Origin of the sequence: Micromonospora sp. NPDC049048 (assembly GCF_043197615.1) — a bacterium.
Lineage (GTDB): Bacteria > Actinomycetota > Actinomycetes > Mycobacteriales > Micromonosporaceae > Micromonospora.
On record NZ_JBICTM010000001.1, the window covers coordinates 943297 to 967807 of the forward strand.

The 24511-nt window shown below is 73.0% G+C and carries 21 protein-coding genes; 11 read left to right on the top strand and 10 right to left on the bottom strand.

Features of this window, described 5'->3' with window-relative positions; translation table 11 throughout:
- Positions 1–11 precede the first annotated feature (11 nt).
- The 3 genes from ACGFIG_RS04470 to ACGFIG_RS04480 form a co-directional block, all read right to left on the bottom strand.
- Positions 12–314: a DUF1540 domain-containing protein gene (locus tag ACGFIG_RS04470; protein WP_392999057.1), complete on the bottom strand. Its 303-nt coding sequence runs from the start codon at positions 312–314 to the stop codon at positions 12–14.
- Positions 315–374: 60 nt separating this feature from the next.
- On the bottom strand, positions 375–1271 hold the full coding sequence (locus ACGFIG_RS04475; protein WP_392999059.1) for a polysaccharide deacetylase family protein: 897 nt from the start codon (positions 1269–1271) through the stop codon (positions 375–377).
- 413 nt (positions 1272–1684) lie between these two features.
- Entirely contained in the window at positions 1685–2302 is a 618-nt protein-coding gene (locus tag ACGFIG_RS04480) for a DUF4126 domain-containing protein (protein WP_392999061.1), read from the bottom strand.
- A 71-nt stretch (positions 2303–2373) separates the two neighbouring features.
- Here ACGFIG_RS04480 and nucS point away from each other — a divergent pair, with 71 nt between their 5' ends.
- Complete coding sequence (gene nucS / locus ACGFIG_RS04485) at positions 2374–3033, top strand: endonuclease NucS (protein ID WP_392999063.1); 660 nt, start codon at positions 2374–2376, stop codon at positions 3031–3033.
- Positions 3034–3099: 66 nt separating this feature from the next.
- On the opposite strand, the gene ACGFIG_RS04490 is transcribed toward nucS, so the two are convergent.
- Positions 3100–4596, bottom strand: a complete 1497-nt coding sequence (locus ACGFIG_RS04490) for an aldehyde dehydrogenase family protein (protein WP_392999065.1) — start codon at positions 4594–4596, stop codon at positions 3100–3102.
- 326 nt (positions 4597–4922) lie between these two features.
- Between ACGFIG_RS04490 and ACGFIG_RS04495 the strand changes: the two genes are divergently transcribed.
- From ACGFIG_RS04495 to ACGFIG_RS04525, 7 genes are all read left to right on the top strand, one after another.
- A complete protein-coding gene (locus ACGFIG_RS04495; protein ID WP_392999442.1) occupies positions 4923–5375 on the top strand; it encodes an FHA domain-containing protein in 453 nt (150 codons plus the stop codon).
- Between the two features lie 123 nt (positions 5376–5498).
- Positions 5499–6560, top strand: a complete 1062-nt coding sequence (locus ACGFIG_RS04500) for an alpha/beta fold hydrolase (RefSeq protein WP_392999067.1) — start codon at positions 5499–5501, stop codon at positions 6558–6560.
- 102 nt (positions 6561–6662) lie between these two features.
- Positions 6663–8450, top strand: coding sequence for a 3-hydroxyacyl-CoA dehydrogenase family protein (locus ACGFIG_RS04505; protein ID WP_392999069.1), 1788 nt, complete (start codon positions 6663–6665; stop codon positions 8448–8450).
- 40 nt (positions 8451–8490) lie between these two features.
- Complete coding sequence (locus ACGFIG_RS04510) at positions 8491–8985, top strand: SigE family RNA polymerase sigma factor (RefSeq protein WP_392999071.1); 495 nt, start codon at positions 8491–8493, stop codon at positions 8983–8985.
- Positions 8982–10031, top strand: a complete 1050-nt coding sequence (locus ACGFIG_RS04515; RefSeq protein ID WP_392999073.1) for a hypothetical protein — start codon at positions 8982–8984, stop codon at positions 10029–10031. The genes ACGFIG_RS04510 and ACGFIG_RS04515 overlap by 4 nt, the downstream gene beginning before the upstream one ends.
- A gap of 62 nt (positions 10032–10093) precedes the next feature.
- Complete coding sequence (locus ACGFIG_RS04520) at positions 10094–10420, top strand: hypothetical protein (RefSeq protein WP_357723595.1); 327 nt, start codon at positions 10094–10096, stop codon at positions 10418–10420.
- A gap of 66 nt (positions 10421–10486) precedes the next feature.
- Positions 10487–11296 (top strand): alpha/beta hydrolase, encoded by an 810-nt coding sequence (locus ACGFIG_RS04525; protein ID WP_392999075.1) that lies wholly within the window; start codon positions 10487–10489, stop codon positions 11294–11296.
- Positions 11297–11378: 82 nt separating this feature from the next.
- Here the strand turns inward: ACGFIG_RS04525 and ACGFIG_RS04530 are convergent, their stop codons facing one another.
- The 5 genes from ACGFIG_RS04530 to mce all read right to left on the bottom strand — a co-directional run bounded on the left by ACGFIG_RS04530 (position 11379) and on the right by mce (position 19188).
- Complete coding sequence (locus ACGFIG_RS04530) at positions 11379–12680, bottom strand: AI-2E family transporter (RefSeq protein ID WP_392999077.1); 1302 nt, start codon at positions 12678–12680, stop codon at positions 11379–11381.
- A gap of 436 nt (positions 12681–13116) precedes the next feature.
- Entirely contained in the window at positions 13117–15336 is a 2220-nt protein-coding gene (locus tag ACGFIG_RS04535) for a hypothetical protein (RefSeq protein WP_392999079.1), read from the bottom strand.
- Between the two features lie 175 nt (positions 15337–15511).
- A complete protein-coding gene (locus tag ACGFIG_RS04540; RefSeq protein ID WP_392999081.1) occupies positions 15512–16762 on the bottom strand; it encodes a cell division protein DivIVA in 1251 nt (416 codons plus the stop codon).
- Positions 16763–17074: 312 nt separating this feature from the next.
- Positions 17075–18430, bottom strand: a complete 1356-nt coding sequence (gene ccrA / locus ACGFIG_RS04545; RefSeq protein WP_392999444.1) for a crotonyl-CoA carboxylase/reductase — start codon at positions 18428–18430, stop codon at positions 17075–17077.
- A 284-nt stretch (positions 18431–18714) separates the two neighbouring features.
- The gene (mce, locus tag ACGFIG_RS04550) at positions 18715–19188 is read right to left on the bottom strand and encodes a methylmalonyl-CoA epimerase (protein ID WP_392999083.1); all 474 of its coding nucleotides are present in this window, start codon (positions 19186–19188) and stop codon (positions 18715–18717) included.
- A gap of 61 nt (positions 19189–19249) precedes the next feature.
- On the opposite strand from mce, the gene ACGFIG_RS04555 reads away from it, so the two are divergent.
- Together ACGFIG_RS04555 and meaB are read left to right on the top strand one after the other, a co-directional pair.
- The gene (locus ACGFIG_RS04555; protein WP_392999085.1) at positions 19250–20449 is read left to right on the top strand and encodes an acetyl-CoA C-acetyltransferase; all 1200 of its coding nucleotides are present in this window, start codon (positions 19250–19252) and stop codon (positions 20447–20449) included.
- A gap of 101 nt (positions 20450–20550) precedes the next feature.
- On the top strand, positions 20551–21486 hold the full coding sequence (gene meaB / locus ACGFIG_RS04560) for a methylmalonyl Co-A mutase-associated GTPase MeaB (protein ID WP_392999446.1): 936 nt from the start codon (positions 20551–20553) through the stop codon (positions 21484–21486).
- A 13-nt stretch (positions 21487–21499) separates the two neighbouring features.
- Here the strand turns inward: meaB and ACGFIG_RS04565 are convergent, their stop codons facing one another.
- On the bottom strand, positions 21500–22144 hold the full coding sequence (locus tag ACGFIG_RS04565; RefSeq protein WP_392999087.1) for a TetR/AcrR family transcriptional regulator: 645 nt from the start codon (positions 22142–22144) through the stop codon (positions 21500–21502).
- 155 nt (positions 22145–22299) lie between these two features.
- On the opposite strand from ACGFIG_RS04565, the gene ACGFIG_RS04570 reads away from it, so the two are divergent.
- Positions 22300–24429 (top strand): ABC transporter permease, encoded by a 2130-nt coding sequence (locus ACGFIG_RS04570; protein ID WP_392999089.1) that lies wholly within the window; start codon positions 22300–22302, stop codon positions 24427–24429.
- The last annotated feature ends 82 nt before the right edge of the window (positions 24430–24511 follow it).

The following is a 24511-nucleotide window of genomic DNA, read 5'->3' on the forward strand; positions in this document are numbered from 1 at the left end:
CTTCGGGTCGGTCAGCGGCTGACGTAGGTCATGCAGTCGGCCATGTCGTTGTCGGGGCCGACCTTGATCCCCGGCGCGCGGCACTCCAGCTGCTCGTTGTGCTGGCAGTCCGCGCGCTGACAGGCGCCGACCTGGGCGGTCATGCCGCCGTCCACCCCGCCACGGACCGCCGGCATCTCCACGAAGGTGTGGCAGTGCGCGTGGTCCGGGCTGCCGATGGTGATGGCGAAGGCGTGGCAGTCGTTGGTGTGGTTGTACGAGCACGCCGCCACGACACATTCCTGGACGCGGGGCATCTCCACTGCTGCGGTCATGGTGACCTCCCATAGAGTCTTGCCCCGATTTTAGGCTTTTGCGGCCTTTTTCGGGCTGGTTCAGCCCAGTCCGAGCACCTCCGACAGCGGGGCCGGCTCGAGGCCACGCTCGGCCAAGCCAGCCAGGATGTGTGGCAGCGCCTCGTCCGTCATCGGGGCGTTCGCCTCCGTCACGTGCAGGACGATCACCGATCCGGGACGTACCCCGGCCAGCGACGCGCGCACCACCGGCCGCCAGGACTTCGCGAACGGGTCGCCGCTGACCACGTCACCGTCCACCACGGTCAGGCCCAGCGGGGCCAGCGCGGCGAGGGCCTTCCGGTCGTGGCACAGCCCCGGAAAGCGGAAGTACCGGGTCTGCCGCCCCCTGTACGCGGCCATCACGTCGAACGTCCTGGCCACGTCGGCGGTCATCTCCCGCTCCGCGATGCGGGGCAGGCCGTAGCAGTCCGCGGTGAAGGCCAGGTGCCCGTACGTGTGGTTGGCCAGCTCGAAGCGCGGGTTCGCGGCGAGTCGGCGGGTCACGTCCGGGTACTGCTCGACCCACTTGCCCGTGAGGAAGAAGGTGGCCGGCACCCGTTCCCGCTCCAGCAGGTCGATGATCTTCAGGTTCGCGTACGACCGCACCGCGCCGCTGCGCAGCTGGTAGCGCATCGCGTCCGTCATGTCGGCGTCGAAGGTGAGCGCGACCTTGTTCCCCGTACGCGGCCCGTGGTCGACGACGGGCGGTCTGGTGCCGGGCGGGGTCGCCCCGGGCACCGTCCCGCCGGGCGCGGCCGCTGTGGCGGTCGGTGCCGGGGTGGCCGCAGGCTGCGGAGATCTGCCCGTCGCCGCGATGCGCGCGATGCCGGCGTTGGCCGGGTCGCGCAGCGGGGCAGGGGCGGCGAGGAGCGCTGCGGCGGCGGCCACGGCGATGAGCGTCGCGACGAGCGGAACGCGGGGGATCTTCACGTGCACCGAAAGATGATGTCAGCCGCCCGACCCACGGTCTCCGTGGCGGGCGGCACGGGTCCAAGGCGAGGGGTGCTGGCCACGTGATCAGGACGCCATGGGCCTTACCCGGCAGTCTTGAGGTCCATGGCGTCCTGATCACGGATGAGCCGGATGTTCCTGAACGGGCACGGTGGCCAATCACGGCCTGGTTGTCCGGTTTGCGGGTGTGGCCGGCCGCATCGTGGGGGCGGAATCGTGGCTGGGGCGGGGTCGTTACATGCGTACGGCCGAGCAGGGTCCACCCCGTCGAGTGAGCGACGGGCCGGCGGCCCGGGCCCCGGAATGATGGCGGCCCGGCAGGGGGTTCGGCACGCCGCCCAGGTAGGCACGCCGCCAGGTCGGCGGGGGGTAACGCCGGGTCGGCGGGCGTACGCCGGTCAGACGCGGAAGCCGGCGGCCCGCGCCGCCTGACGTTCCCGGCGGCGGTCGGAGCGGCGGCGCAGGAACCAGAAGAGGAAGACGACCAGCCCGAGCAGGAACGCCAGCACCAGCACCGGCAGCAGGATCGCCACCACCGACATGGCCACGCTGGTGGCGTCCTCGGCGGTGCTGGCCACCGGCGCACCGATGCCGGCCGTGGTCGCGTTGATGACCGGTCGGGCGGCGGCCTTCAGCACGTGCACGCCGAGGGCGATCACCACCCCCGCCACCACGGGGACCCACTGGTTGGACGAGAAGAAACTGCCCGGGTCGCTCACCGTCACGGTCTCCGACGAGGAGCCGGCGCCGAACGCCAGGCCGCCGGCGGTCGGCCGGACCACGGTCTGTACGACGTCGTTGACGTGGTCGACCACCGGGACCTTGTCGGCGACGATCTCGACCACCAGCAGGACGGCCAGGATGGCGATCACCCAGCCGTTGCCCAGCCACTGCCACCCGCCGGGCAGGTCGATCACGCTGGTGTAGCGGGCCAGCAGTCCCATGGTGAGCAGGGGAACGTACGCGTTCAGCCCCGCCGAGGCGGCGAGACCCGTACCGGTGAGAACTTCGAGCACCGTCTCAGCATCGCACCGGCACGCCAGTGCCGCTCGCTGGCGTGGGCCGGGGTCTCGGCTACCCTCGTCGGGTGCGGTTGGTCATTGCGAAGTGCTCGGTGGACTACGTCGGACGGCTCTCGGCCCACCTGCCGCCGGCCACCCGGTTGCTCATGGTGAAGGCGGACGGGTCGGTGTCGATCCATGCCGACGACCGGGCGTACAAGCCGCTGAACTGGATGAGCCCGCCCTGCCGGTTGGAGGAGGCCCCCGGCGTCTGGCGGGTCGTCAACAAGGCGGGCGAGGAGCTGCGGATCACCCTGGAGGAGATCTTCCAGGACACGTCGTACGAGCTGGGTGTCGATCCGGGCCTGCGCAAGGACGGCGTGGAGGCGCACCTCCAGGAACTGCTGGCGGCCAACCCGGAGACCCTCGGCGAGGGCTTCACGCTGATCCGCCGGGAGTACATGACGGCCATCGGCCCGGTGGACCTGCTCTGCCGCGACGCCGCGTCGGGCACCGTCGCCGTCGAGGTCAAGCGCCGGGGCGAGATCGACGGCGTCGAGCAGCTCACCCGCTACCTGGAGCTGCTCAACCGCGATCCGCTGCTGGCTCCGGTGGCCGGGGTCTTCGCCGCGCAGGAGATCAAGCCGCAGGCCCGCGTACTCGCCACGGACCGGGGCATCCGCTGCGTGGTCGTGAACTACGACAGGCTGCGCGGCATCGAACGCGACGAACTCACCCTCTTCTGAGGCGCCGCCGGCCCGTGCCACGGGCGCTCCCGCGCCGGGCGCCCGCGAAGGAGTGCGTCCGGGCCGTCACCTGCCGTACATGATCTTGATGGCCTTCACGAGCCGGGCGACGTCGGCCGGCGTGCGCTCGAAGGTCGTCGAGGGCAGCAGCGACCGGGCCCGCCGCCGGGTGATCGCCTTGGCGCGGCTGAACTCCCGCAGGCCGTCCTCGCCGTGGATGCGCCCGAAGCCGGAGTCGCCGACGCCGCCGAAGGGCAGGGTGGACATGCCGGCGAAGGTCAGCGCCGAATTGACCGACGCCATGCCCGAGCGCAGCCGCCGGGCGATCGCCACGGCGTGCCGCCGGCCGAAGACCGAACCCCCCAGGCCGTACGACAGGGCGTTGGCCCGGGCGACGGCCTCGTCGGCGTCGCGGACCCGGTTGATGGTCAGGGTCGGGCCGAAGGTCTCCTCGCGTACGGCGGCGGAGTCCTCCGGGACGTCCACCAGCACGGTCGGCCGCACGTACGGGGGCCGCACCGCGTCCGCGCCGCCGAGCACCGCCCGGCCGCCCCGGGACAGCGCGTCGTCGATGTGCCGGCGGATCACGTCGAGCTGGCTCGGCATGGTGATGGGGCCGATGTCCGCGTCGTCCGGGCCGACGGTCAGCCGGCCGGCCCGCTCGACCACCTTGCCGACGAAGGCGTCGAAGACCGGCTCGACCGCGTAGACGCGCTCGATGCCGATGCAGGTCTGGCCGGCGTTGGTCAGCGCCCCCCAGACGCACGCCTCGGCGGCGGCGTCCAGATCGGCGTCGGCGTCGACGATCATCGCGTCCTTGCCGCCGGCCTCCAGCAGCACCGGCGTCAGCGACTCGGCGCAGGCCGCCATCACCTTCCGGGCGGTCGCCGACGAGCCGGTGAAGGCCACCTTGCCCACGCCCGAGCGGCAGAGCGCCGCCCCCACGTCACCGAGCCCGTGCACGGCGGTGAACACCGGCTGCTCCGGCACCACCTCGGCGAACGTGTCGACCAGCCACTGGCCGACGACGGGCGTGTACTCGCTGGGCTTCAGCACCACGGCGTTCCCCGCCGCCAGCGCGTACGCGGCCGAGCCGATCGGCGTGAAGACGGGGTAGTTCCACGGGCCGATCACGCCGACGACGCCGTACGGCTGGTATTCGAGGTGGGCGGAGAACTCGGCCAGGACGAGCCGCGAGCGCACCCGGCGGGGGCCCAGCACCCGGCGGGCGTTGCGGGCCGCCCAGTCGACGTGCTCGACGGCGGTGACCAGCTCGACGACGGCGTCGGCGACCGGCTTGCCGCCCTCGGCGTGCACCAGCTCGGCGATCTCCTCGATCCGCTTGGCGAGCAGGGTGCGCCAGCGCAGCAGCCGCTCCCTGCGCCCGCCGAAGCCGAGCCCGGCCCACCACTCGCCGGCGGCGCGGGCCCGTTCGACGGCCCGTTCGACGTCCGCGGCGGTGGCGACGGGCAGGCGTCCGACCTCCGCGCCGGTCGCCGGGCTCGTGGAGACCAGCCGATCGTCCTCGATGACCGGGGTACCCGGGGCATGCACAGCCGTCATGGCGGAATTCTAGACCCGAAGATTACTCACCGGTAGGGCCGCGTAGGCAGGTCCCGCCCGTCGGACCCGGGCGGGACCGGGCGAGGTGGGCACGGGACGGGGTGGACGGCCGACGGCCGGACTTGTGATGATTCTTGCACCGCTGCGCGCCGAACCGCCGAACGTCAGGTGTCCGGCCGGGGACGCGGAGGTGACCACGCGGCGGTGGAGGGCGACTACCGCCTGATGGCAGGCTGACGCACGGGTGACCGTGTGGGGTGGAGGCGGACTGTCCGATGGAGGAACATCCGGAACTGAGACCGTTGTTGACGGTGGCCGGCGGGTCGATGCGAGGGCTGAGCGTCCGGGTGAGCCCTGAACGGCAAGTCATCGGTCGGGCGCCGACGGCCGACATCGTGGTGCACGACGCCCACCTGAGCCGCCGGCACGCCGAGGTCTGGCTGACGGGCGAGGGGGCGACCCTGGCGGATCTGGGCTCCACCAACGGCACCTGGCTGAACGACCGGCGCATCACCGGCGTGGAGCGGCTGGCCGACGGGGACGTGATCCGGCTCGGCCGCACCGAGCTGCGCGTCTTCGACCCGGGTGTGGCGCGTACCGACCCGGTGGGCTTCTCCTTCGCCGCGCCGCGCCGGGACCGTCGCCCGACCCTGCCGTTGCCGATCGCGACCCCGCCCGTACCGGCCGTCGGTCCGGCGTCGCCCGTGGCGATCCCGGCCGCACCGGCCGTCGGGCCGCCGCTGGCGGCGGTTCCGGCGGTGCGGTCCGCCCCGTCCTGACCGGCGGTCGGCCGACGCCGGCCCACCCCTCGCCGGCCGGCGTCCGGCCCCACACCCACCGGTGACGGGAAGTGGCGGGCCGGCCCATGGACCGTCGGGCGTCGTGATGGCAACATCCGGCGGATGGAGACCGGACAGCGGCTGGTGTCGGCGAACGGAATCACCCAGGCGGTGCGGCTGGCCGGGCCGCCGGACGGCGCTCCCGTACTGCTGATCCACGGCAACTGTTCGTCGGCGGCCTTCTGGGAGCCGCTGGTACGACGGCTGCCGGCCACCCTCCGGGTGGTGGCGCCCGACCTGCGCGGCTACGGGCTCACCGACACCGCCCCGGTGGACGCGACCCGCGGGCTGAGCGACTTCGCCGACGACGTCGCCGCGTTGCTCGACGACCCGTCCCTCTTCGCGCCCGGCGCCCGGCCGGTGGTGGTCGGCCATTCCCTCGGGGGCGGGGTGGCCATGCGGCTGCTCGTCGACCACCCCGACCGGGTGGGCGCGCTGCTGCTCGCCGCGCCGGTCTCGCCGTACGGCTACGGCGGCACCCGGGACGTGACGGGGACACCGACGACGCCCGACTTCGCCGGCACCGGCGGCGGCACCGCCAACCGGGACTTCGTCAAGCGGCTGGCCGCCGGCGACCGGAGCGCGGACGCCCAGACCAGCCCACGCGCCGTGCTGCGGGCTACCTACGTGGCGGACCCGGCGTCGCTCGGTGACGACGAGGAACTGCTGCTGGACAGCCTGCTCTCCACCGCGACCGGCGACGACAACTACCCCGGCACGGCGGTCACCTCGCCGAACTGGCCCGGCACCGCCCCCGGCCGGCGCGGCGTGCTCAACGCCCTCTCGCCGGCGTACTTCCGGGTCGCCGACGAACTCGTCGCCGTGGCCGACAAGCCGCCGATCACCTGGATCCACGGGGACGCCGACCTGATCGTCTCGGACACCGCGATGATGGACCTGGCCCACCTGGGCGCGCTGGGCGTACTGCCGGGCTGGCCGGGGGAGGCGGCCTGTCCGGCGCAGCCCATGGTGGCGCAGACCCGGGCGGTGCTGGAGCGTTACGCGGCGGCCGGCGGGACGTACCGCGAGGTGCCGCTGCCCGGCTGCGGGCACAGCCCGCACCTGGAGCAGCCGGCCGAGTTCGTCGCCGAGCTGCTGAGGCTGGCCGCCCCGCAGGGCTCGTGAAATTTCCCACGGCGTCTCGACAACCCAGCGTCACGTGGCAGACTCGCGCGCATAAACTTAAGGGTCGTTCACGCGGCCGTGCGAGCTTTGAGGAGGCTGGTCGTGGCGCGCGATTTCAGCAGCGTGGGCGTTGTGGGCCTGGGCACCATGGGTGCCGGCATCGTCGAGGTCTTCGCGCGCAACGGGGTCGACGTCGTGGCGGTGGAGGTCTCCGAGGGCGCGCTGGAACGCGGCCGGGCCATCCTCACCGGGTCGACGGACCGGGCCGTGGCCAAGGGCAAGCTCGCCGAGGCCGACCGGGACGCGCTGCTGGGCCGCGTACAGTTCGCCGTCGGGCTGGACGCGCTGCACTCGGTGGACCTGGTCGTCGAGGCGGTGCCCGAGCACCTGGACCTCAAGCAGCGGATCTTCGCCGAGCTGGACCGGGTCTGCAAGCCCGAGGCGATCCTGGCCACCAACACGTCGTCGCTGAGCGTCACCGAGATCTCCGTCGCCACCACCCGGCCCAACCAGGTCATCGGCATCCACTTCTTCAACCCCGCCCCGGTCATGAAGCTGGTCGAGGTGGTCCGGACGGTGGTCACCTCGACCGACGTGGTCGCCGACGTGGAGGCGCTCTGCAAGCGGCTGGGCAAGGTCGACGTCACCATCAGCGACCGGGCCGGGTTCATCGCCAACGCGCTGCTCTTCGGCTACCTCAACCACGCCGTCGGGATGTTCGAGTCGCACTACGCCACGCGTGAGGACATCGACGCGGCCATGAAGCTCGGCTGCGGCCTGCCGATGGGCCCGCTGGCGCTGATGGACCTGATCGGCCTGGACACCGCGTACGAGATCCTCGACACCATGTACCGGCGCGGCGGGCGGGACCGCCGGCACGCCCCGGTGCCGCTGATCAAGCAGATGGTCACCGCCGGGCTGCTCGGCCGCAAGTCCGGTCGGGGCTTCTACACCTACGAGCGGCCGGGTTCCCCGGTCGTCGTACCCGACGAGCAGACGCCGGTGACGGCGGAGTCGGCGCTCGGCGACGCCCGCGCCATCGCGAAGGTGGGCATCGTCGGCTCCGGGACGATGGCCACCGGCATCATCGAGGTCTTCGCCAAGGCCGGCTACGAGGTCGTCTCGGTGACCCGGGGCGCGGAGAAGTCCGCCAAGGTCTTCGAGGTGGTCAAGACCTCGCTCAACAAGGGCGTCGTACGCGGCAAGCTCAGCGAGGCCGACCGGGACGCGGCGCTCGGTCGGATCAACTGGTCGGCCACCCTGGAGCACCTCGCGGACGTCGACCTCGTCGTCGAGGCCGTGGTCGAGGAGCTGAGCGTCAAGAAGGCCCTCTTCGCCAGCCTCGACGAGATCTGCAAGCCGGGCGTCGTGCTCGCCACCACCACCTCCTCGCTGCCGGTGATCGACGTGGCCATGGCCACCCAGCGGCCCGCCGACGTGATCGGGCTGCACTTCTTCAACCCGGCGCCGCTCATGCCGCTGGTCGAGGTCGTGGAGACCATCCGCACCTCGGCGGAGACCACCGCCACCGCCCGCGCGGTCTGCACCGCGCTGGGCAAGACGGGCGTGGTCTGCGGCGACCGGTCCGGCTTCATCGTCAACGCGCTGCTCTTCCCGTACCTCAACGACGCGGTGAGGATGCTGGAGGCGAGCTACTCCACCGCCGACGACATCGACCACGCGATGAAGCTCGGCTGCGGCTACCCGATGGGCCCGTTCGAGCTGCTCGACGTGGTCGGCCTGGACGTCTCGCTGGCCATCCAGCGGGAGCTCTACCTGGAGCTGCGCGAGCCGGGCTTCGCGCCCGCGCCGCTGCTGGAGCACCTCGTCACGGCCGGCTACCTGGGCCGCAAGAGCGGCCGTGGCTTCCGCGACCACACCCGTCGCTGACCGGGTCAACGCCGCAAGCCGGTGACGGCGTCTGCATGGTGTGACCTTTGAGGAGTACGTCAGCAGCCGAGGCCCCGCCCTGGTGCGGCTGGCCCGGCTGCTGACGGGCGACGAGCATCGGGCCGAGGACCTCACCCAGGACGTCCTGGCCCGCGCGTACGTGCACTGGCGGCGGATCGCCAGAGTGGACCGGCCGGACGTGTACGTGCGCCGGATGCTGATCAACGCCAACAACTCGTGGTGGCGACGGCGAACGAACCGCGAGCTGGCCACCGCCGACTTCGCGGAACGACCGCAGCACGGCGACCTCGGCGGCGAGACGGCCGACCGGGACGCGATGTGGCGGCTCGTCCTCGCCCTGCCGACCCGCCAGCGGGCGGTGCTCGTGCTGCGTTACTACGAGGACCTCGACGACGCGACGATCGCCCAGATCCTCGGCTGCTCGCCGGTCACCGTCCGCACCCACGCCATGCGGGCGCTCGCCCATCTCCGGGAACGCTGCGGCATCCCGACGACCAACGGGAGCCGGCCGTGACCGACCTCGACGAACGAATCGTACGGACGCTGCGGGAACGCGCCGAGGGAACGGTCGACACCGACCGCCTCACCGCGCGTGCCGTCGCCCGGGGGAGGGCCCGCCGCCGCCGTCGCCGGATCGGCGGGGGCACCGCGCTGGGACTGGCGGCGGTGCTCGGCCTCACCGTCGCCACCGGCACCGGCCTGCCGGAGCGGGTACGCCCACCGGACACCGCCGCGCCGACCGTCGCCACCGCCGCGCCGCCCCGGCTGGACGACGTCCCCGGTGCCGCCGCCCGGCCCGACCTGGTCGGCACGGATCCGCAGGTGCTGCACTTCGGAGTCGACCCGGCCCGCGCCCGCTACCTGGGCTGGTACGTCGGGTTCGGCGTGGAGAGCGTCCGCGTCGACGTCGGCGGTGGCCGGCCGGTCAACGTCGCGCTGGCCCGTTCCGCCGCCGCGCTGCGAGGGCACGCGATCGAAGGGCTGCCGGTGCCGATCACCGGGATGACGCCGGAGACCGCCTTCGACGGCGCCGACCGCCCGCACCGAAAGGGCGGCACCTCCGTCTGGGTCCGGCTCTGGCAACCGGCCCCCGGCCTGTACGCCCGGGCCGCCGTGTCCGCCTCGACCGCCGAGGAGATCGAGGTGGCGGTCGGTGCCCTCCGGTGGGGTGAGGCGCGCCGCTGCGGCGCGCCGCTGCGGCTCACCACGCTGCCCGCCGGCGCCCGGCTGGACCAGTGCACCGCCGACGCGGGGTCCTTCCCCGCCACGTTGCACCTGTCGCTGGTGGTGTACGGGCCCGGCGAGACGCAGACGAGTGTCACGTTCTACTACGCGCGCTCGATGGTCACCGGTCGTACGGCGGGCAACCGGACGATCGGGGGCCGGGCCGCCTACCTCTATCCCCAGGGCGACCAGTTGGAGCTGCTCGGCATCCCGAAGGCCCACCTGATCGTCGACTTCAGCTGGTCGCGTGGGGGCTTCACGGAGGCGGACGCGGCCGTCCTGCTGGGCGGGGCGCAGGTCGCCGCCGATCCCGGTGACCCGCAGACCTGGGACTGACCAGTGCCCGGGCCGGCCCGCCCCCGGGCCGGTCCGGCCGTCGGCCCGTACGCTTGGCAAGCGTGAGCCCCCGTCGCAACCGACCCCGCCGCGATGACGCCGCGCACCTCGACTCCGACCGGGTCCGTCAGGGCGTCGCCTCCGTGCAGCAGTGGCGCGACGGCGACTGGCAGGTACGCGGCATCAGCGGCGGCGCCTCCACCAAGACGTACCGCTGTCCGGGCTGCGACCAGGAGATCCGGCCCGGCGTGGCGCACCTCGTGGCCTGGCCGGCGGACGGGCGGGGCGACCTGACCGACCGGCGGCACTGGCACAGCGGGTGCTGGCGGGCCCGGGACCGGCGCGGGCCGGTCGTGCAGCGCGGCCGGGGCGCTCCCCGCTACGGCTGAGCGATCTGGATCACGCTGTTTCCGCCCCGCCCGGCGGTTTCCGGCGGCACCGGCGAGACTGGTGGGGTGAGCACACCGATCCGCGCGTCCTCCATCCTGCCCGGGCACCGCGAGGACATCGAGCTGCACACCGCGGACAATCTGCGGCTGGTCGGCGAGCTGGCCCGTCCGCTGGACCGTGCGCCGGTGGGCACCCTCGTCTGCCTGCACCCGCTGCCGACGCACGGCGGGATGATGGACAGCCACGTGTTCCGCAAGGCGGCGTGGCGGCTGCCGGCCCTGGCCGACCTGGCGGTGCTCCGCTTCAACACCCGGGGGACCAGCAGCCTGCGCGGCACCAGCGAAGGGGCCTTCGACAACGCGGTCGGGGAGCGGTTCGACGTCGCCGCCGCCATCGAGTACGCCGAGTTCCACGAGCTGCCGAACGTCTGGCTGCTCGGCTGGTCGTTCGGCACCGACCTGACCCTGAAGTACGGCTGCGACCCGGCCGTCGTCGGGGCGATCCTGCTCTCCCCGCCGCTGCGCTTCTCCGCCCCGGCCGACCTGGAGCACTGGGCGGAGTCCGGCAAGCCGCTGACCGCGCTGGTGCCCGAGTTCGACGACTACCTGCGTCCCGACGAGGCCCGGGAGCGCTTCGCGGCGGTGCCGCAGGCCGAGGTGGTCGGGGTGCCCGGTGCGAAGCACCTCTGGGTCGGCGACGCCGAGACCGTGCTGGACGAGGTGGTCCGCCGGGTCAACCCGGCCGCAGCCGTGCCGCTGCCGACCACCTGGGACGGCCCGATGGAGACCGGCGACGTCAGCGCGTACGCCGACCGCACGGTGGCCTCCTTCGCGGACCGTCCGGTGCCCGGCCCGCCCGCCGGTCAGGCCGGCTGATCCACCCTGCTGTCGGTCGCCCCTCGCGCCGACCCGGATCGTCCGTCCCGGCCCTCGGGCCGTCCGGCTGGGCCGACCCGCGTCAGCGGGAGTCCTGCCGGGGCAGGACGACCTCCCGCAGGATGAGCTGGAGCGCGGCCACCGCCGGGATCGCGATCAGCGCGCCCACCACGCCCAGCAGGGAGACCCCGAGCAGGGCGGCCACCAGGGCGGCCACCTCGTTGACCGACACCGACCGGCGCATGATCTTGGGGTAGATCAGGTAGTTCTCCACCTGCTGGTAGATCAGGAAGAACACCGCGCAGGCGATGCCGACCGGCAGGTCGGTGGCGAAGCCGACCAGGCTGACGATCACGGCGCCCAGGGTCGCGCCGATCTGCGGGATCAGGTCCGTCACCGCCACCACCACGGCCAGCGCGAACGGGTACGGCAGCCCGACGATCAACGCGAAGACGTACGTGGAGATCCCGGCCAGCACCGCGATGGTGAGCGCGCCGACCATGTACGCGCCCACCTTGGTCAGGATCTCGTCCCCGATGAGCCGCACCCGCTCCCGGCGCGAGCGGGGCACCAGCGAGTAGCCCAGCTCGCGGAGCCGGTCGAAGTAGGCCAGGAAGTAGATGGTCAGCACCAGCACGGTCAGCGCCCGGAAGGCCGTGCCGAACACCAGCTGGGCCCCGCCGAGCACCCCGCCGAGGGCCTGGCCGATCGTGTCCGCGTTCGCGGCGCTCTGCAAGCGCTCCATCAGGTCGTACCGCACCACCAGGTCGTTCACCGTCTCGTTGCGGCGCAACGCCTCCAGGTAGCTCGGCAACTGCTCGATGAACTGCCCGCTCTGCGTCACGATCGGCGGCACCAGGGCGAACACGCCACCGCAGAGCAGCAGCACGACCGTCAGCGCGACCACCGCCACGGCGAGCCCGTGCGGCAGCCCCCAGGAGCGCAACCGCACCACGGCGGGGTGCAGGCCGACGGCGAGGAAGAGCGCGATGACCACCAGGACCAGGATCCCGGCCGCGTTGCGCAGGCCCAGATAGAACGCGTACGCGAGCAGCACCCCGGCCGCGCCGGTGAAGCCGACCAGGAAGCTGCTGCGCTTCAGCGGCCGTCCCGGCGTACCGAACCGGCTCGACACGGTCGCCGCCGGCTCGTCGAGGCCCGCGGTGCCCGTGGCTGTACCGCCGTGGTCCGTGGTGCCCGTGCCCTGGTCGTCGTGGTTCCTCGTGCCCGTGCCCGTGGCCTGGTCGTCGTGGTCCGTCGTGCCGGCCCGGTCGGCGTGCCGGGGCGCGCCGGCGTGCTTGGGCTTCCGGCTCCCGTCGCCCGGTCCCGGTGCGCTGCCGGGCTCCCCGCCGCCGCTCGACGCCTTCGGTCCGTCGTCTGCCATCGGACCTCCCCTGATCGATTCCCGCCGAGGCCCCGACCCGGTACGCGTCGGGCGGACCTCACCCGGGAGCGTACGCCGCCAGCCCGGCCGATCACGCGGTCCGGCCGACCCGACGCAGCTCGACCGACCCGACGCAGCTCGACCGACCCGACGCAGCTCGACCGACCCGACGCAGCTCGACCGACCCGACGCAGCTCGACCGACCCGACGCAGCCCGGCCGACCCGACGCAGCCCGGCCGACCCGACGCAGCCCGGCCGACCCCGCAGTCCGACCGACCCGCCTGCCCGACCAGCCGGGCCTTGCCGCCCACCCCGCCGGGGGCGGGGGCAGGCCCGAGTCTTGAGACCTCTGGCAGGAACGGGCCCCTCCAGGGGCCGGTTCCTACCAAGATCCGCCCGACGATCCGGGTCGTCGGGCGGAGGGGCTGGTCGGGGTCAGTCCTTCTCGACGACGACCTTGCTCGGCTTGGCGCTGCGCTCGTCGGTGGTCGGCTTCGCCGGGCGCTTGCCGTTCTCGCCGGTGCTGGTGATCTTCGTCGGGGTCGCTCCCCGCCCCGCCTCGCCGGGCACCGCCGCCACGGTCGGCTCGCCGTCCACGCCCGCGCTGGCCGTACCCCCGTCGACCGTGGTCACGCTGGCGACCTTGCCGTTGGCCGGCTGCCCGGCGTCGGCCGGCTCGATGCGGCCCTTGGCCGGCTGCCCGGCGTCCTCGGGCTCGACCTTGCCGCCGGCGGGCTTCCCACCCGGGGCGGACGCGCCCTCCCCGGTCGCCCCGACGCCCGCGCCGGCCGGGGCCTTGTCGCCCGCGCCGGTCGGGGCCGCGTTCGCGCCCACCGGGGCCTTGTCCGGCGTGCCCGCCTTCTCGTCGGCAGTGCCCACGCCCGCCGGGACCTTGTCGGCCGGAGCCTTGTCGGTGTCGGGGCGGGGCTTACCGCCGTTCGCGGTGGCCGGCTTCCCGCCCGCCACCACCGGGGCGGCGACGCCGTCCGTGCCACCCGGCCGGTCGGTCGCGCCGACCATCCCCAGCCGCAGCTCCGCCACCTGTCGCTGGAGCTCGTCGGACTCCTGGCGAGCCTGCCAGGTCTCCTGCCGCAGGTCGGCCAGCTGCTGCTGGGCCTGGGCGATCTCGAGCATGACCTGGGCGAGCTGCTGACGGCCGGCGGCGGCCTCCTGCTGCGTGGCGGCGAGGTGCTGCTGGGTGGTGGCGAGGTGCTGCTGGGTCGTGGCCGCGTACTCCTCGAACTGCCGGCGCGACGTCGCCACGTGCTCGTCGGCCTTGCGGCGCTTCTCGGCCGCCTCCGACTCGGCCCGGCTGAGCAGCGTCGTGGCCTCCTCCTCGGCCCGCTGGCGCATGGTCAGGGCGTCCTGCTCGGCGGCCTGGCGGATCGCGGCGGCACCCTGCTCGATCTCGTTCCTGCGGGCGGTGTACTCCGTCTCCAGCGTGGTGCGGCGCGCCTCGAACTCCGACTCCAGCTCGTCGCGCCGGCTCGTGTGCTGCTCGTCCAACTCGGTGAGCCGGGTCTTGTACGTCTTCTCCAGCTCGTCGCGGCGCGTGGTGAACTCCTGCTCGGCCGCCGCGCGGCGCTGGGTCAGCTCGCGGTCCGCGGCTTCGCGCCGGCTGTTGACCTCCTGCTCCACGCCGGCCCGCCAGGCACCCAGTTCCTGCTGCGTCTGGGCCCGCGAGTGCTGCACGTACGCCTCGGTCTCGCTGCGCATCCGCTGCACGTACGCCTCGGTCTCGGCGCGGTTGCGCTTGGCGGTCTCGGCCGCCTGGGTGGTGAGCCGCTCCGCCTCCTGGCGGGCCTTCTCGCGGGTCGCCCGGCCGGCGCCGGCGGCGTCGTCGATGATCTGCTTGGCGTCGCGCTGGGCCTTGGCGTGGGTGGCCCGGCCCGCCTCGGTGGCCTGGTCGACCAGGCGCTTGGCCTCCTGCTGGGCCTTGGCGTGCACCTCCTTGGCCGCCTCGCGCAGCTGGGTGGCCTCCTGCTGCGCCTTGGCGTGCGCCTCCTTGGCCGCCTCGCGCAGCTTGGTCGCCTCCTGCTGGGCCCGGTGGTGGATCTCCTTCGCCGCGTCCCGCAGCTGGGTGGCCTCCTGCTGGGCCTTCGCCAGCGCCTCCTGGGCGGCCTTGCGGAGCCGGGCGGCCTCCTCCTGCGCCGTCCGGACGGCGGCGTCCGCCTCGGCCCTGCGCGCCGCGCTGTGCCGCTCCTCCTCCGTACGGCGGGCGGCCAGCGCGATCTCGAAGTCCTTGAGGGCGGTGGCGGCCTGCTCGCGGGCCTCGTCGACGATGTGCTCGGCGGCGGCCCGGCGGGTCTCGATCTCCTCGTTGGCGGAGGCCAGGATCGCGTCGGCCTGCTCCTCGGCGAGGGTGAGGATCTGCTCCACCCGCGGGCCGAGGTGCCGGTAGGAGACGTTCTCCAGCGCCCCGGACGACTTGCGCGCCTGGGCGAGGTCGCGCTGGAGCACCTCGACCTGGCCGGCCAGCTTGTGGATCTGTGTGTAGGCCTGTTCCCGTTCGGCCGCGAGGGCCGCTATCTCGTGCTCCGCGCGAGCGACGTACCGATCGACCTGTCGTTTCTCGTACCCCCGCAGAGCGGACTCGAAGCTGGGCTCCGTGGTCACGTCTCCGCCGAGAGCGAACAGTTCCTCGCCGTGCGACATACCCCCATCCTCACACGCAACCAGTCCGGCTGGGGCGATACGGACGCCCCGGATAGGAGCTACTTCACTACCGGCGCGCGCGGGCAATTTGCGTGGAGAACAAACGCATACGGCGCGGGGCGCACCGGTCACCCGGTGTCACCCCGCGCCGCGGATCATGCCCCGTGCGGTTGGGTCAGTTGGAGGTCTCCGCGGTCACCCGCTCGTCGGCGCTGTCGGCCTTCTTCGCCTCCGGCTTGGCCTGCGCGGCCGGTACGCCCGGCACGATGCCGGCGAGGCCGGAGAGCATCTGACCGAGCTGCGACGTGACGGCGTCCTTCTGCCGGGTGAGGTCCTCGACCTCGCGGCGGGCCGCCTGGGTGGTCAGCTCGGCCTCGGTACGCGCCTCGGTGAGCAGGCGCTTCGCCTCCGCCTTCGCCTCGGTGAGCGTCTTGTCGGCGAGCGCCTTGGCCTTGTCGACCGTCTCGTTGGCGGTGCGCTCGGACTCGACCCGGCGGGCCTCGGCGCGCTGCTCGATCTCCTTGGCCCGCTCCTGGGCGGCGTGGGCGCGCTGCTCGGCCTCGCTGACCAGCTTCTGGGTCTGGGCGACCTGCGCGGCGTGCCGCTCGGACTCCTCGCGCTCGGCCTTCTCCCGGCGCTCGGCGAGCTGCAACTCCAGGGCCTGGAGGTCCTTGTCGCGCTTGTCGCGGGCGTCGGTGAGCAGCTTGGTCGCCTCGGCGCGCTTCTCCTCGGCCTCGCGGGCGGCCTTCGCGCGCTGCTGGGTGATCTCCCGCTCGGCGGTGGCCCGCAGGGTGGCGACCTCGCGTTCGACGGTGGACTTCAGCTCGGCGACCTCGTGGGCGGTCACCGTGCGCAGCTGCTTGGTCTCCCGGTCGGCGTCGGCGCGCAGCGTGTCGGCCTCGCGGCGGGCCTGGACGCGGACCTCGGCGGCCTCGCGCTCGGCGGCGGTGCGGACGCTGCCCGCCTCCCGCTCGGCGTTGGCCTTCATGGCCGCGGCCTCGGCGCGCGCCTTGTCGGTGATCTCGCGTGCCTCCAGGCGCGCGGCGGACAGGATGCCCTCCGACTCCCGCTTGGCCTCGTTGCGGTGGTCGTTGGCCTGCTCCTCGGCCAACCGGAGGATCTGCTCGACGCGGGTGCCGAGGCCCGAGAGGGTGGGCCGGCTGTTCTCCTCGAGCTGCTTGTTGGTGTCGGCGAGCTTCTGCTCCAGCGCGCTCATGCGCTGCTCGGCCTGGCGGAGCCGTCGCTGGGCGTCGTTCATCCGCTGCTCGGCCTCGGCGCGGGCCTGCTCGGACTGGGTCAGCGCGGCCGTCATCCGGCCGATGAAGTCATCGACCTGGTGGGTGTTGTAGCCGCGCAGGCCAACGGTGAAATCGGGCTGCGAGTTCGCGTTATCGAAGAACGCAAGAGGGGAGGACTGCTGGGGCATTGGGACATACTCGCAGACCCCCCAGGGTGCTTCGCAAGAGCGGTACGGAGCTTTCGTGTCCTCTTTACATGGTCAACTGCGGCCACACGTACGGTCGGACAGATCGCCGATCTTGGCAGGTCCCGGGCGGGTCGGACGGCACGGAGCGTGACAGGGAAGACGGCACGGAGCGTGACATGGAAAAGGGCCGCGGGAGCGCCCCGCGGCCCTTTGTCTCGCCATGGTCCGGGTCACTCGAATGAGCGTCCGGCGCCTCCGGCGGAAAGGCAATCGCCGTTCACCGCAATGGTCGACGACGCCTCACCCGTCGGGTCAGTGGCCGCGGAACCGGTTGATCGCGTCCTCGTGCCGCGAGCGGAGGTCGCGGTCGCGTACGCCGAGGCCGTCCGTCGGGGCGAGGCAGCGGACGCCGACCTTGCCCTGGTGCGCGTTGCGGTGCACCTCGTACGCGGCCTGGCCGGTCTGCTCCAGCGCGTAGGTCTTCGACACCGTGGGGTGGATCCTGCCCAGCGCCACCAGCCGGTTGGCCTCCCACGCCTCGCGGTAGTTGGCGAAGTGGCTGCCGACGATCCGCTTGAGGTGCATCCAGAGGTAGCGGTTGTCGTACTGGTGCTGGTAGCCGCTGGTGGAGGCGCAGGTGACGATCGTGCCGCCCTTCTTGGCGACGAAGACGCTGGCGCCGAAGGTCTCCCGGCCGGGGTGCTCGAAGACGATGTCCGGGTCGTCGTCGCCGGTCAGCTCGCGGATCCGCTCGCCGAAGCGGCGCCACTCGTCCTGGTCCTGGGTCTGCTCGTCCTTCCAGAACCGGAAGCCCTCGGCCGTGCGGTCGATGACCAGCTCGGCGCCCATCTTCCGGCACAGCTCCGCCTTCTCCGGCGAGGAGACCACGCAGACCGGGATCGCGCCGCCGTTGAGCGCCATCTGGGTGGCGTAGCCGCCCAGGCCGCCGGAGGCGCCCCAGATCAGCACCACGTCGCCCTGCTTCATGTTCGCCCCGTGGTGCGACACGAGCTGCCGGTACGCCGTCGAGTTGACCAGCCCCGGGCTGGCCGCCTCCTCCCAGCTCAGGTGGCGCGGCTTGGGCATCAGCTGGTTGGCCTTGACGACGGCCAGCTCGGCGAGGCCGCCGAAGTTGGTCTCGAAGCCCCAGATCCGCTGCTGCGGGTCGAGCATCGTGTCGTCGTGCCCGGCCGCGTCCTCCAGCTCCACCGACAGGCAGTGCGCGACCACCTCGTCGCCGGCCTTCCACTTCGTCACGCCGGGCCCGGTGCGCAGCACCACGCCCGCGGCGTCCGAGCCCACCACGTGGTACGGCAGGTCGTGCCGCTTGGTCAGCTCCGAGAGCCGGCCGTAGCGCTGGAGGAACTTGAAGGTCGGCAGCGGCTCGAAGATGCTGGTCCACACCGTGTTGTAGTTGATGGCGCTGGCCATCACGGCGACCAGCGCCTCGCCCGGTCCCAGCTCCGGCGTCGGCACCTCCTGCACGTGCAGCGCCTTGCGCGGGTCCTTGTCCCGGGTGGCCAGTCCGTCGAACATCCGGGTCTCGTCGGCACGTACCACCACGCCCCGGTACGACTCGGGTACCGGCAGGCCGGCGATTCCGGCGAGTTCGCGCTCCGGTTGGTCGGATCCCTCCGCCGCCATGATCGCTTCGAGGATGTCCTGCAACGTCGACCTCCCGTTCGTCCGCACCCCGCCCACGCGGGCCTGGGTGCTGCCATCGTCGGCGTCGGTGCGGTCGGCCGCCATGTCGGCATCCGACACATCCGGGCCGGCCGCGCTCCTGTGGGCGGGACGTTACTGAACGGTAGCTAACGCCGGAAGTCCTCTGTGAAAAACTGCATTGGCCGATGCGCGGAGGTGCCCGGGTGGCGGTCGAACCACGCAGCGGCGCGCTCGGTGGGGGTTCGTCGACCCGGCCCCCGCCCAGGTGACGGGGGCCGGAAGGCGGATCAGTGCGCGGCGGCGGGCTCGACGAGTTCGACCAGCACCCCGCCGGCGTCCTTCGGGTGGACGAAGTTGACCCGCGAGTTGGCGGTGCCGCGCCTGGGGGTGTCGTAGAGCAGCTTCACACCCCGTTCGCGCAGCTTCGCGCAGGCGGCGTCGATGTCCGCCACGGTGTACGCCACCTGCTGCACGCCCGCTCCCTTCTTGTCGAGGAACTTGGCGATGGTCGACTCCGGCGTCAGCGGGGCGAGCAGCTGCACGCAGCCACCCTCGGCGTCCGGGCCGACGGCCAGCATCGCCTCGCGGACGCCCTGCTCCTCGTTCACCTCGGTGTGCACGCAGCGCATCCCGAAGGTGCGCTGGTAGAAGTCGATAGCGGCGTCCAGGTCGGCCACGGCGATCCCGACGTGGTCGATGCGGCGAAGACCGATGTCTGTGACGTAGTCGGCAGCGGTCTCGACGGGGGAGTTCTCAGCCATGGCGCTAGTCTGACCGAACAATCGTTCAGGCGTACAGGTCGGCACCCCCTCGGAGGCAGGCATGGCTTCGGTGATCGTCAGCGGCGCGCGGACCCCGATGGGGCGACTGCTGGGCAACCTCAAGGACCTCCCCGCGACCAGGCTCGGCGGCATCGCGATCAAGGCGGCGCTCGAGCGGGCCGGCGTCGCCCCCGAGCAGGTCCAATACGTGATCATGGGGCAGGTGCTCCAGGCCGGCGCCGGGCAGATCCCGGCCCGTCAGGCGGCGGTCGAGGCGGGCATCCCGATGTCCGTACCGGCGCTGACCGTCAACAAGGTCTGCCTCTCCGGCCTGGACGCGATCGCCCTGGCCGACCAGCTGATCCGCGCGGGCGAGTTCGACATCGTCGTCGCCGGCGGCATGGAGTCGATGACCAACGCCCCCCACCTGCTGCTCGGCCAGCGCGGCGGCTACAAGTACGGCGACGTGGTGGTCAAGGACCACATGGCGCTCGACGGGCTCACCGACAGCTGGGACAGCTGCGCGATGGGGGAGTCCACCGAGCGGCACAACGGGCGGCACGGGATCACCCGCGAGGAGCAGGACGCGTTCGCCGCAGCCAGCCACCAGCGGGCCGCCGCCGCGCAGAAGAACGGCTACTTCGCCGACGAGATCACCCCGGTGGTCATCCCGCAGCGCAAGGGCGACCCGCTGGTGATCAGCGAGGACGAGGGGATCCGCCCGGACACCACCGTCGAGTCGCTGGCGAAGCTGCGTCCGGCGTTCGCCAAGGACGGCACCATCACCGCCGGCAGTGCCTCGCCGATCTCCGACGGCGCCGCCGCGGTGGTCGTCATGAGCAAGGCCAAGGCCAAGGAGCTGGGGCTGACCTGGCTGGCCGAGGTCGGCGCGCACGGCAACGTCGCGGGCCCGGACAACTCCCTGCACTCGCAGCCGTCCAACGCGATCCAGCACGCGCTCAAGAAGGGCGGGCTCGGCATCGAGGACCTGGACCTCGTCGAGATCAACGAGGCGTTCGCCCAGGTCGGCATCCAGTCCACCCGTGACCTCGGGGTCAGCCCGGACAAGGTCAACGTCAACGGCGGGGCGATCGCGCTGGGCCACCCGATCGGCATGTCCGGCGCCCGGCTGGTGCTGACCCTCGCGCTGGAGCTCAAGCGCCGGGGCGGCGGCACGGGCGCGGCCGCGCTCTGTGGCGGCGGCGGCCAGGGCGACGCTCTGATCATCCACGTCCCGGCCCCCGGCGAGAGCGGTCACTGACCGCCGGCCGACCGACCCGTAGAGGCAGCACAGTGAGCGAGATCGTCGACGACGTCCCGGCGGCGGGCGCACCCCCGGTGCGCCGCAGCCGGGACGTGCCGATGCTGGTCGAGCGGGCCCGCGCGGGCGATCCCCGCGCCGTCGCCCGGCTGATCACCCTGGTCGAGTCGGGCGACGAGACGCTGCCGCGGATCGCGGCGGCCCTCGCGCCGTACGCCGGTCAGGCCCAGGTGGTCGGGTTGACCGGCTCGCCCGGGGTGGGCAAGTCGACCACGACCAACGAGCTGGTCCGGGCGCTGCGCGCCCGCGGCCACCGGGTGGGCGTGCTCGCCATCGACCCGTCCAGCCCGTTCACCGGCGGGGCGATCCTCGGCGACCGGGTCCGGATGCAGGACCACGCCACCGATCCGGGCGTCTACATCCGGTCGATGTCCAGCCGGGGCCACCTCGGCGGGCTGTCGGCGGCCACGCCGCAGGCGGTGCGCGTGCTGGAGGGCGCCGGCTGCGACGTGGTGCTGGTGGAGACCGTGGGCGTCGGGCAGGCCGAGGTGGAGGTCGCCTCGCTGGCCGACACCACGCTGGTGCTGCTCGCCCCGGGCATGGGCGACGCGATCCAGGCGGTCAAGGCCGGCATCCTGGAGATCGCGGACGTCTTCGTGGTCAACAAGGCAGACCGGGACGGCGCCGACGCCACCTACCGCGACATCCAGGGCATGATCGCCCTCGGCGAGCGCGGCCCGGGCGAGTGGCGGCCGCAGGTGGTCCGCGCGATCGCCGCGCGGGGCGAGGGGATCGACGACATCGCCGCCGCCATCGACAAGCACCGTGGCTGGCTGGTCGAGCACGGCGAGCTGCGCCGCCGCCAGGAGGCGCGGGCCGCCGCCGAGATCGAGGCGATCGCGCTGGGCGCGCTCCGCGCCCGGATCGGCTCCCTGCGCGACGGTACGGAGCTGCCGGCGCTCGCCGCGAAGGTGGCCGAGGGCTCCCTGGACCCGTACGCGGCGGCCGACGAGTTGCTCGCCCAGATCGCCTCCTGACGGAGTTCCCGGGCTACGGGCCCGCGTCCGTCAGCGGGTTGGCGGTCGCGGGCCGGCTGACCGGTGCCGACAGCATGCCGGCGATGGCATCGGCGAGGAAGTCGCCGACCACCGGCCAGCGGGGGTCCTGACCGTCCCGTTCGGCCCGGGCCTCGACCTCGGCCGCCGCCGTCGTGACGATGCGGGCGATCAGGGCCGCCCGGCCGGCCACCACTCCCGGGTCGAGGTGCGCCAGGCGGGACGCCAGCGAATCGCGGATCCGCAGGACGCCGGGGGCGGACTCGAACGCCTCACGCGTCAGGGCACGCATGGTGGGGTCGTGCAGGGCCTGGCCGAGGAAACGGGCCCGCCAGCTCGGCCGGGGCAGGTCCGCCAGCACCGCCATGGCCGGCAGCACGAGGCTGCGTACGTCGCCGAGCACCGAGTCGGCGCGGTCGGACCGCGCCCAGTGCGCCCGCTCGAGGGCGTCCATGTGCCGGGCGATCAGGGCGCGCAACAGTCCCTCGCGACCGCCGAAGTAGTAGCGCACCGCGGAATGGTTGGTGTTCCCCGCCACCTCGGCCACCTTGCGGTCGGACACCTGCGCGATGCCCGACTCGGCGAACAACCGTTCGGCGGTGTCGAGCAGGGCGGTGCGGGCGGCCTCTGACCGTGCCATGAACTGGCCTCTCCTCGCGGGGTCCGGGTGGTGATGTGGCGTGGGTCAAACCTAGGCGGTTCGGATGCCGTGACCCGGGCGGCCTACACTCTGTAAGTCACGTGACTTACGTCGGCGTACCGCCACGCCCCACCGAGAACCCCAGGAGCATGCCTGTGCCCTCGATCGACCCGGGATCCGCCGAGCCGAACGCCGCGGAACGCAAGGAGCGGATCATCCGCTCGGTCGCCCTCTTCGTCATGCCGTTCCTCATGGTCACGATGATGTTCGCGACCTACATGGCGACCATGCACTCGCCGCAGCCACGGCAGATGCCGGTGGCGGTGGTCGGCAGCGGCGCGCAGGCGCAGGCGATCGTCGAGGCGCTGAACGCCGCGCCCGGCGAGCCCGCGAAGGCCCGGTTGGTCGGGTCCCGGGACGACGCGATGGAGCTGCTGCGCGACCGGGAGATCAGCGCCGCGCTCCAGCCGCCGGCCACCGACTCGACCTCGGCGACCATCTTCACCGCGACGGCGGCCGGTGCCTCCCGGGCCGCCACCGCCCAGCAGATCCTGGCCCCGGTCGCGGTGCAGCAGGAGTGGACGACCACGATCGAGGAGGTCGCGCCGCTGCCCGAGGAGGACCGGGCCGGCATCGCGGTCCTGTTCGCCGGGATGGGGATGATGCTCGCCGGCTACGTGCCGCTGAGCCTGCTCCTGATGGCCGCGCCCCACCTGCTGCGCCTGCGGCGGTTCGTCCCGCTGGTCGCCGGCTGGTCGGCGGTGACCAGTACCGTCATCTGGCTGATCCTCGGCCCGGTCGTGGGTGCGGTCGACGGCCACTACCTCACGTTCCTCGGTGTCGGCATGCTCGCGACCGGCGCCGTCGGTCTGGCCCAGCTGTTCTTCACCAAGGTGATGGGGCCGCTGGCGGTCCTGCTCGGGATGCTGCTCTACGTCGTGTTCGGCATGCCGGCGTCGAACCTGGCGCTGCCGACCGACACGATGCCCGCGTTCTTCCAGTTCCTGCACGGCGTGCTGCCCCTGCCGGCGGCCGGCGAGGCGCTCCGGTCGGCCCTCTACTTCGACGGCCGCGGCCTCGGCGGTCACCTGCTGACGCTGGCCGGTTGGGTCGTCGCCGCCCTGCTGCTCAGCCTGCTGATGGAGCGCCGCGGTGTCGCCGTCCCGCAGGCACCTGAGGTCGACGGCCCGGAGACGCCGCTGCCCGCGTTGGCCGGCGGTCCGCTGCGGTCCAAGTGGTTCCGGTACGCGACGGTCGCCGCGTTCCCGCTGACCATCCTGGTCGTCGTGGTCGGCCTGATGAGCTTCTCGATGCACAAGCCGGAGCCGCACGACATCCCGGTCGCGGTGGTCGCCGCCGATCCTCAGCAGGCCGAGCGGGCCGCGGCGGGTCTGCGGGCCGGGCTGGACGGCGTCGCCGACATCTCGGTGGCCGCGTCGGTGGACGAGGCGACGGAGAAGATCCGCGCGCGGGACCTGGTCGCCGCGTACGTGCTGCCGTCGGAACCCGGTGACGCGGCCACCCTGTACTCGTCGTCGGCCGCCGGGTTCAGCCAGCACACGATGGTGCAGACGATGTTCCGGCAGGTGACCGCCGGGCAGCAGTTGCCGCTGGCGCTGACCGACGTGGCGGAGCTCAGCAGCACCGACACGATGGGCAGCAACAGCCTGTACGTCGGCATGTCGTGGATCATGTCCGGGTTCCTGATGATGGCCGTGCTCCGGGGCGGGGCGCCGCACCTGCGGCGACTGCGCCAGTTCCTGCCGATCCTCGGCGGCTGGGCGGTCGGCATGTCCGTCTGGCTGTGGCTGCTGTTCGACGTACTCATCGGCGCGGTCGACGGGCACGCGCTGGAGATGATCGGCTTCGGCGCGGCCACCATCTTCGCCGTGTCGCTGGCGACCGGGGTGTTCACCCGGGCATGGGGCCTCGGCGCGATCATCCCGATGATGGTGGTGTTGATGATGGCCGGTGTGCCGGCCTCCGGGGGTGGCCTGTCGGTCTACCTGGTGCCGGAGTTCTTCCGGCCCCTCCAGGACATCCTGCCGCTGCCCGCCGCGGTGGACACGGCCCGGTCGCTGGTCTACTTCGACGGCGTGGGAGTCGGGCGGAACCTGGCGGTCGTCGCGGTCTGGGCGACGGCGGGCCTGCTGCTCAACCTGGTCGTGGACCGGTGGCTCGGGCGCCGGGAGAAGTCGGCCGGCGGGAACCGGCCGCAGTCGGCACCGGGCACGCCCGGTGGAGCGGACGGGATCGGCGAGCTGGAGCCGGTGGGAGCCCGCTGAGCCGGTCGCCGCGCGACGGTGCGGAGACGCCGTCGCGCGGCGACCACCCGTCCACTGCGGACGGCCCCGGCCTAGTACGCTC

Bases quoted from the DNA above. Each gene is read 5' to 3' on its own strand.
- ACGFIG_RS04555 (WP_392999085.1), top strand. From the start codon at position 19,250: ATGGCTTCGGTGATCGTCAGCGGCGCGCGGACCCCGATGGGGCGACTG.
- meaB (WP_392999446.1), top strand. From the start codon at position 20,551: ATGCTGGTCGAGCGGGCCCGCGCGGGCGATCCCCGCGCCGTCGCCCGG.
- ACGFIG_RS04500 (WP_392999067.1), top strand. From the start codon at position 5,499: ATGGAGACCGGACAGCGGCTGGTGTCGGCGAACGGAATCACCCAGGCG.
- ACGFIG_RS04565 (WP_392999087.1), bottom strand. From the start codon at position 22,144: ATGGCACGGTCAGAGGCCGCCCGCACCGCCCTGCTCGACACCGCCGAA.
- ACGFIG_RS04470 (WP_392999057.1), bottom strand. From the start codon at position 314: ATGACCGCAGCAGTGGAGATGCCCCGCGTCCAGGAATGTGTCGTGGCG.
- ACGFIG_RS04540 (WP_392999081.1), bottom strand. From the start codon at position 16,762: ATGCCCCAGCAGTCCTCCCCTCTTGCGTTCTTCGATAACGCGAACTCG.
- ACGFIG_RS04495 (WP_392999442.1), top strand. From the start codon at position 4,923: ATGCGAGGGCTGAGCGTCCGGGTGAGCCCTGAACGGCAAGTCATCGGT.
- ACGFIG_RS04535 (WP_392999079.1), bottom strand. From the start codon at position 15,336: ATGTCGCACGGCGAGGAACTGTTCGCTCTCGGCGGAGACGTGACCACG.
- ACGFIG_RS04490 (WP_392999065.1), bottom strand. From the start codon at position 4,596: ATGACGGCTGTGCATGCCCCGGGTACCCCGGTCATCGAGGACGATCGG.
- mce (WP_392999083.1), bottom strand. From the start codon at position 19,188: ATGGCTGAGAACTCCCCCGTCGAGACCGCTGCCGACTACGTCACAGAC.
- ACGFIG_RS04530 (WP_392999077.1), bottom strand. From the start codon at position 12,680: ATGGCAGACGACGGACCGAAGGCGTCGAGCGGCGGCGGGGAGCCCGGC.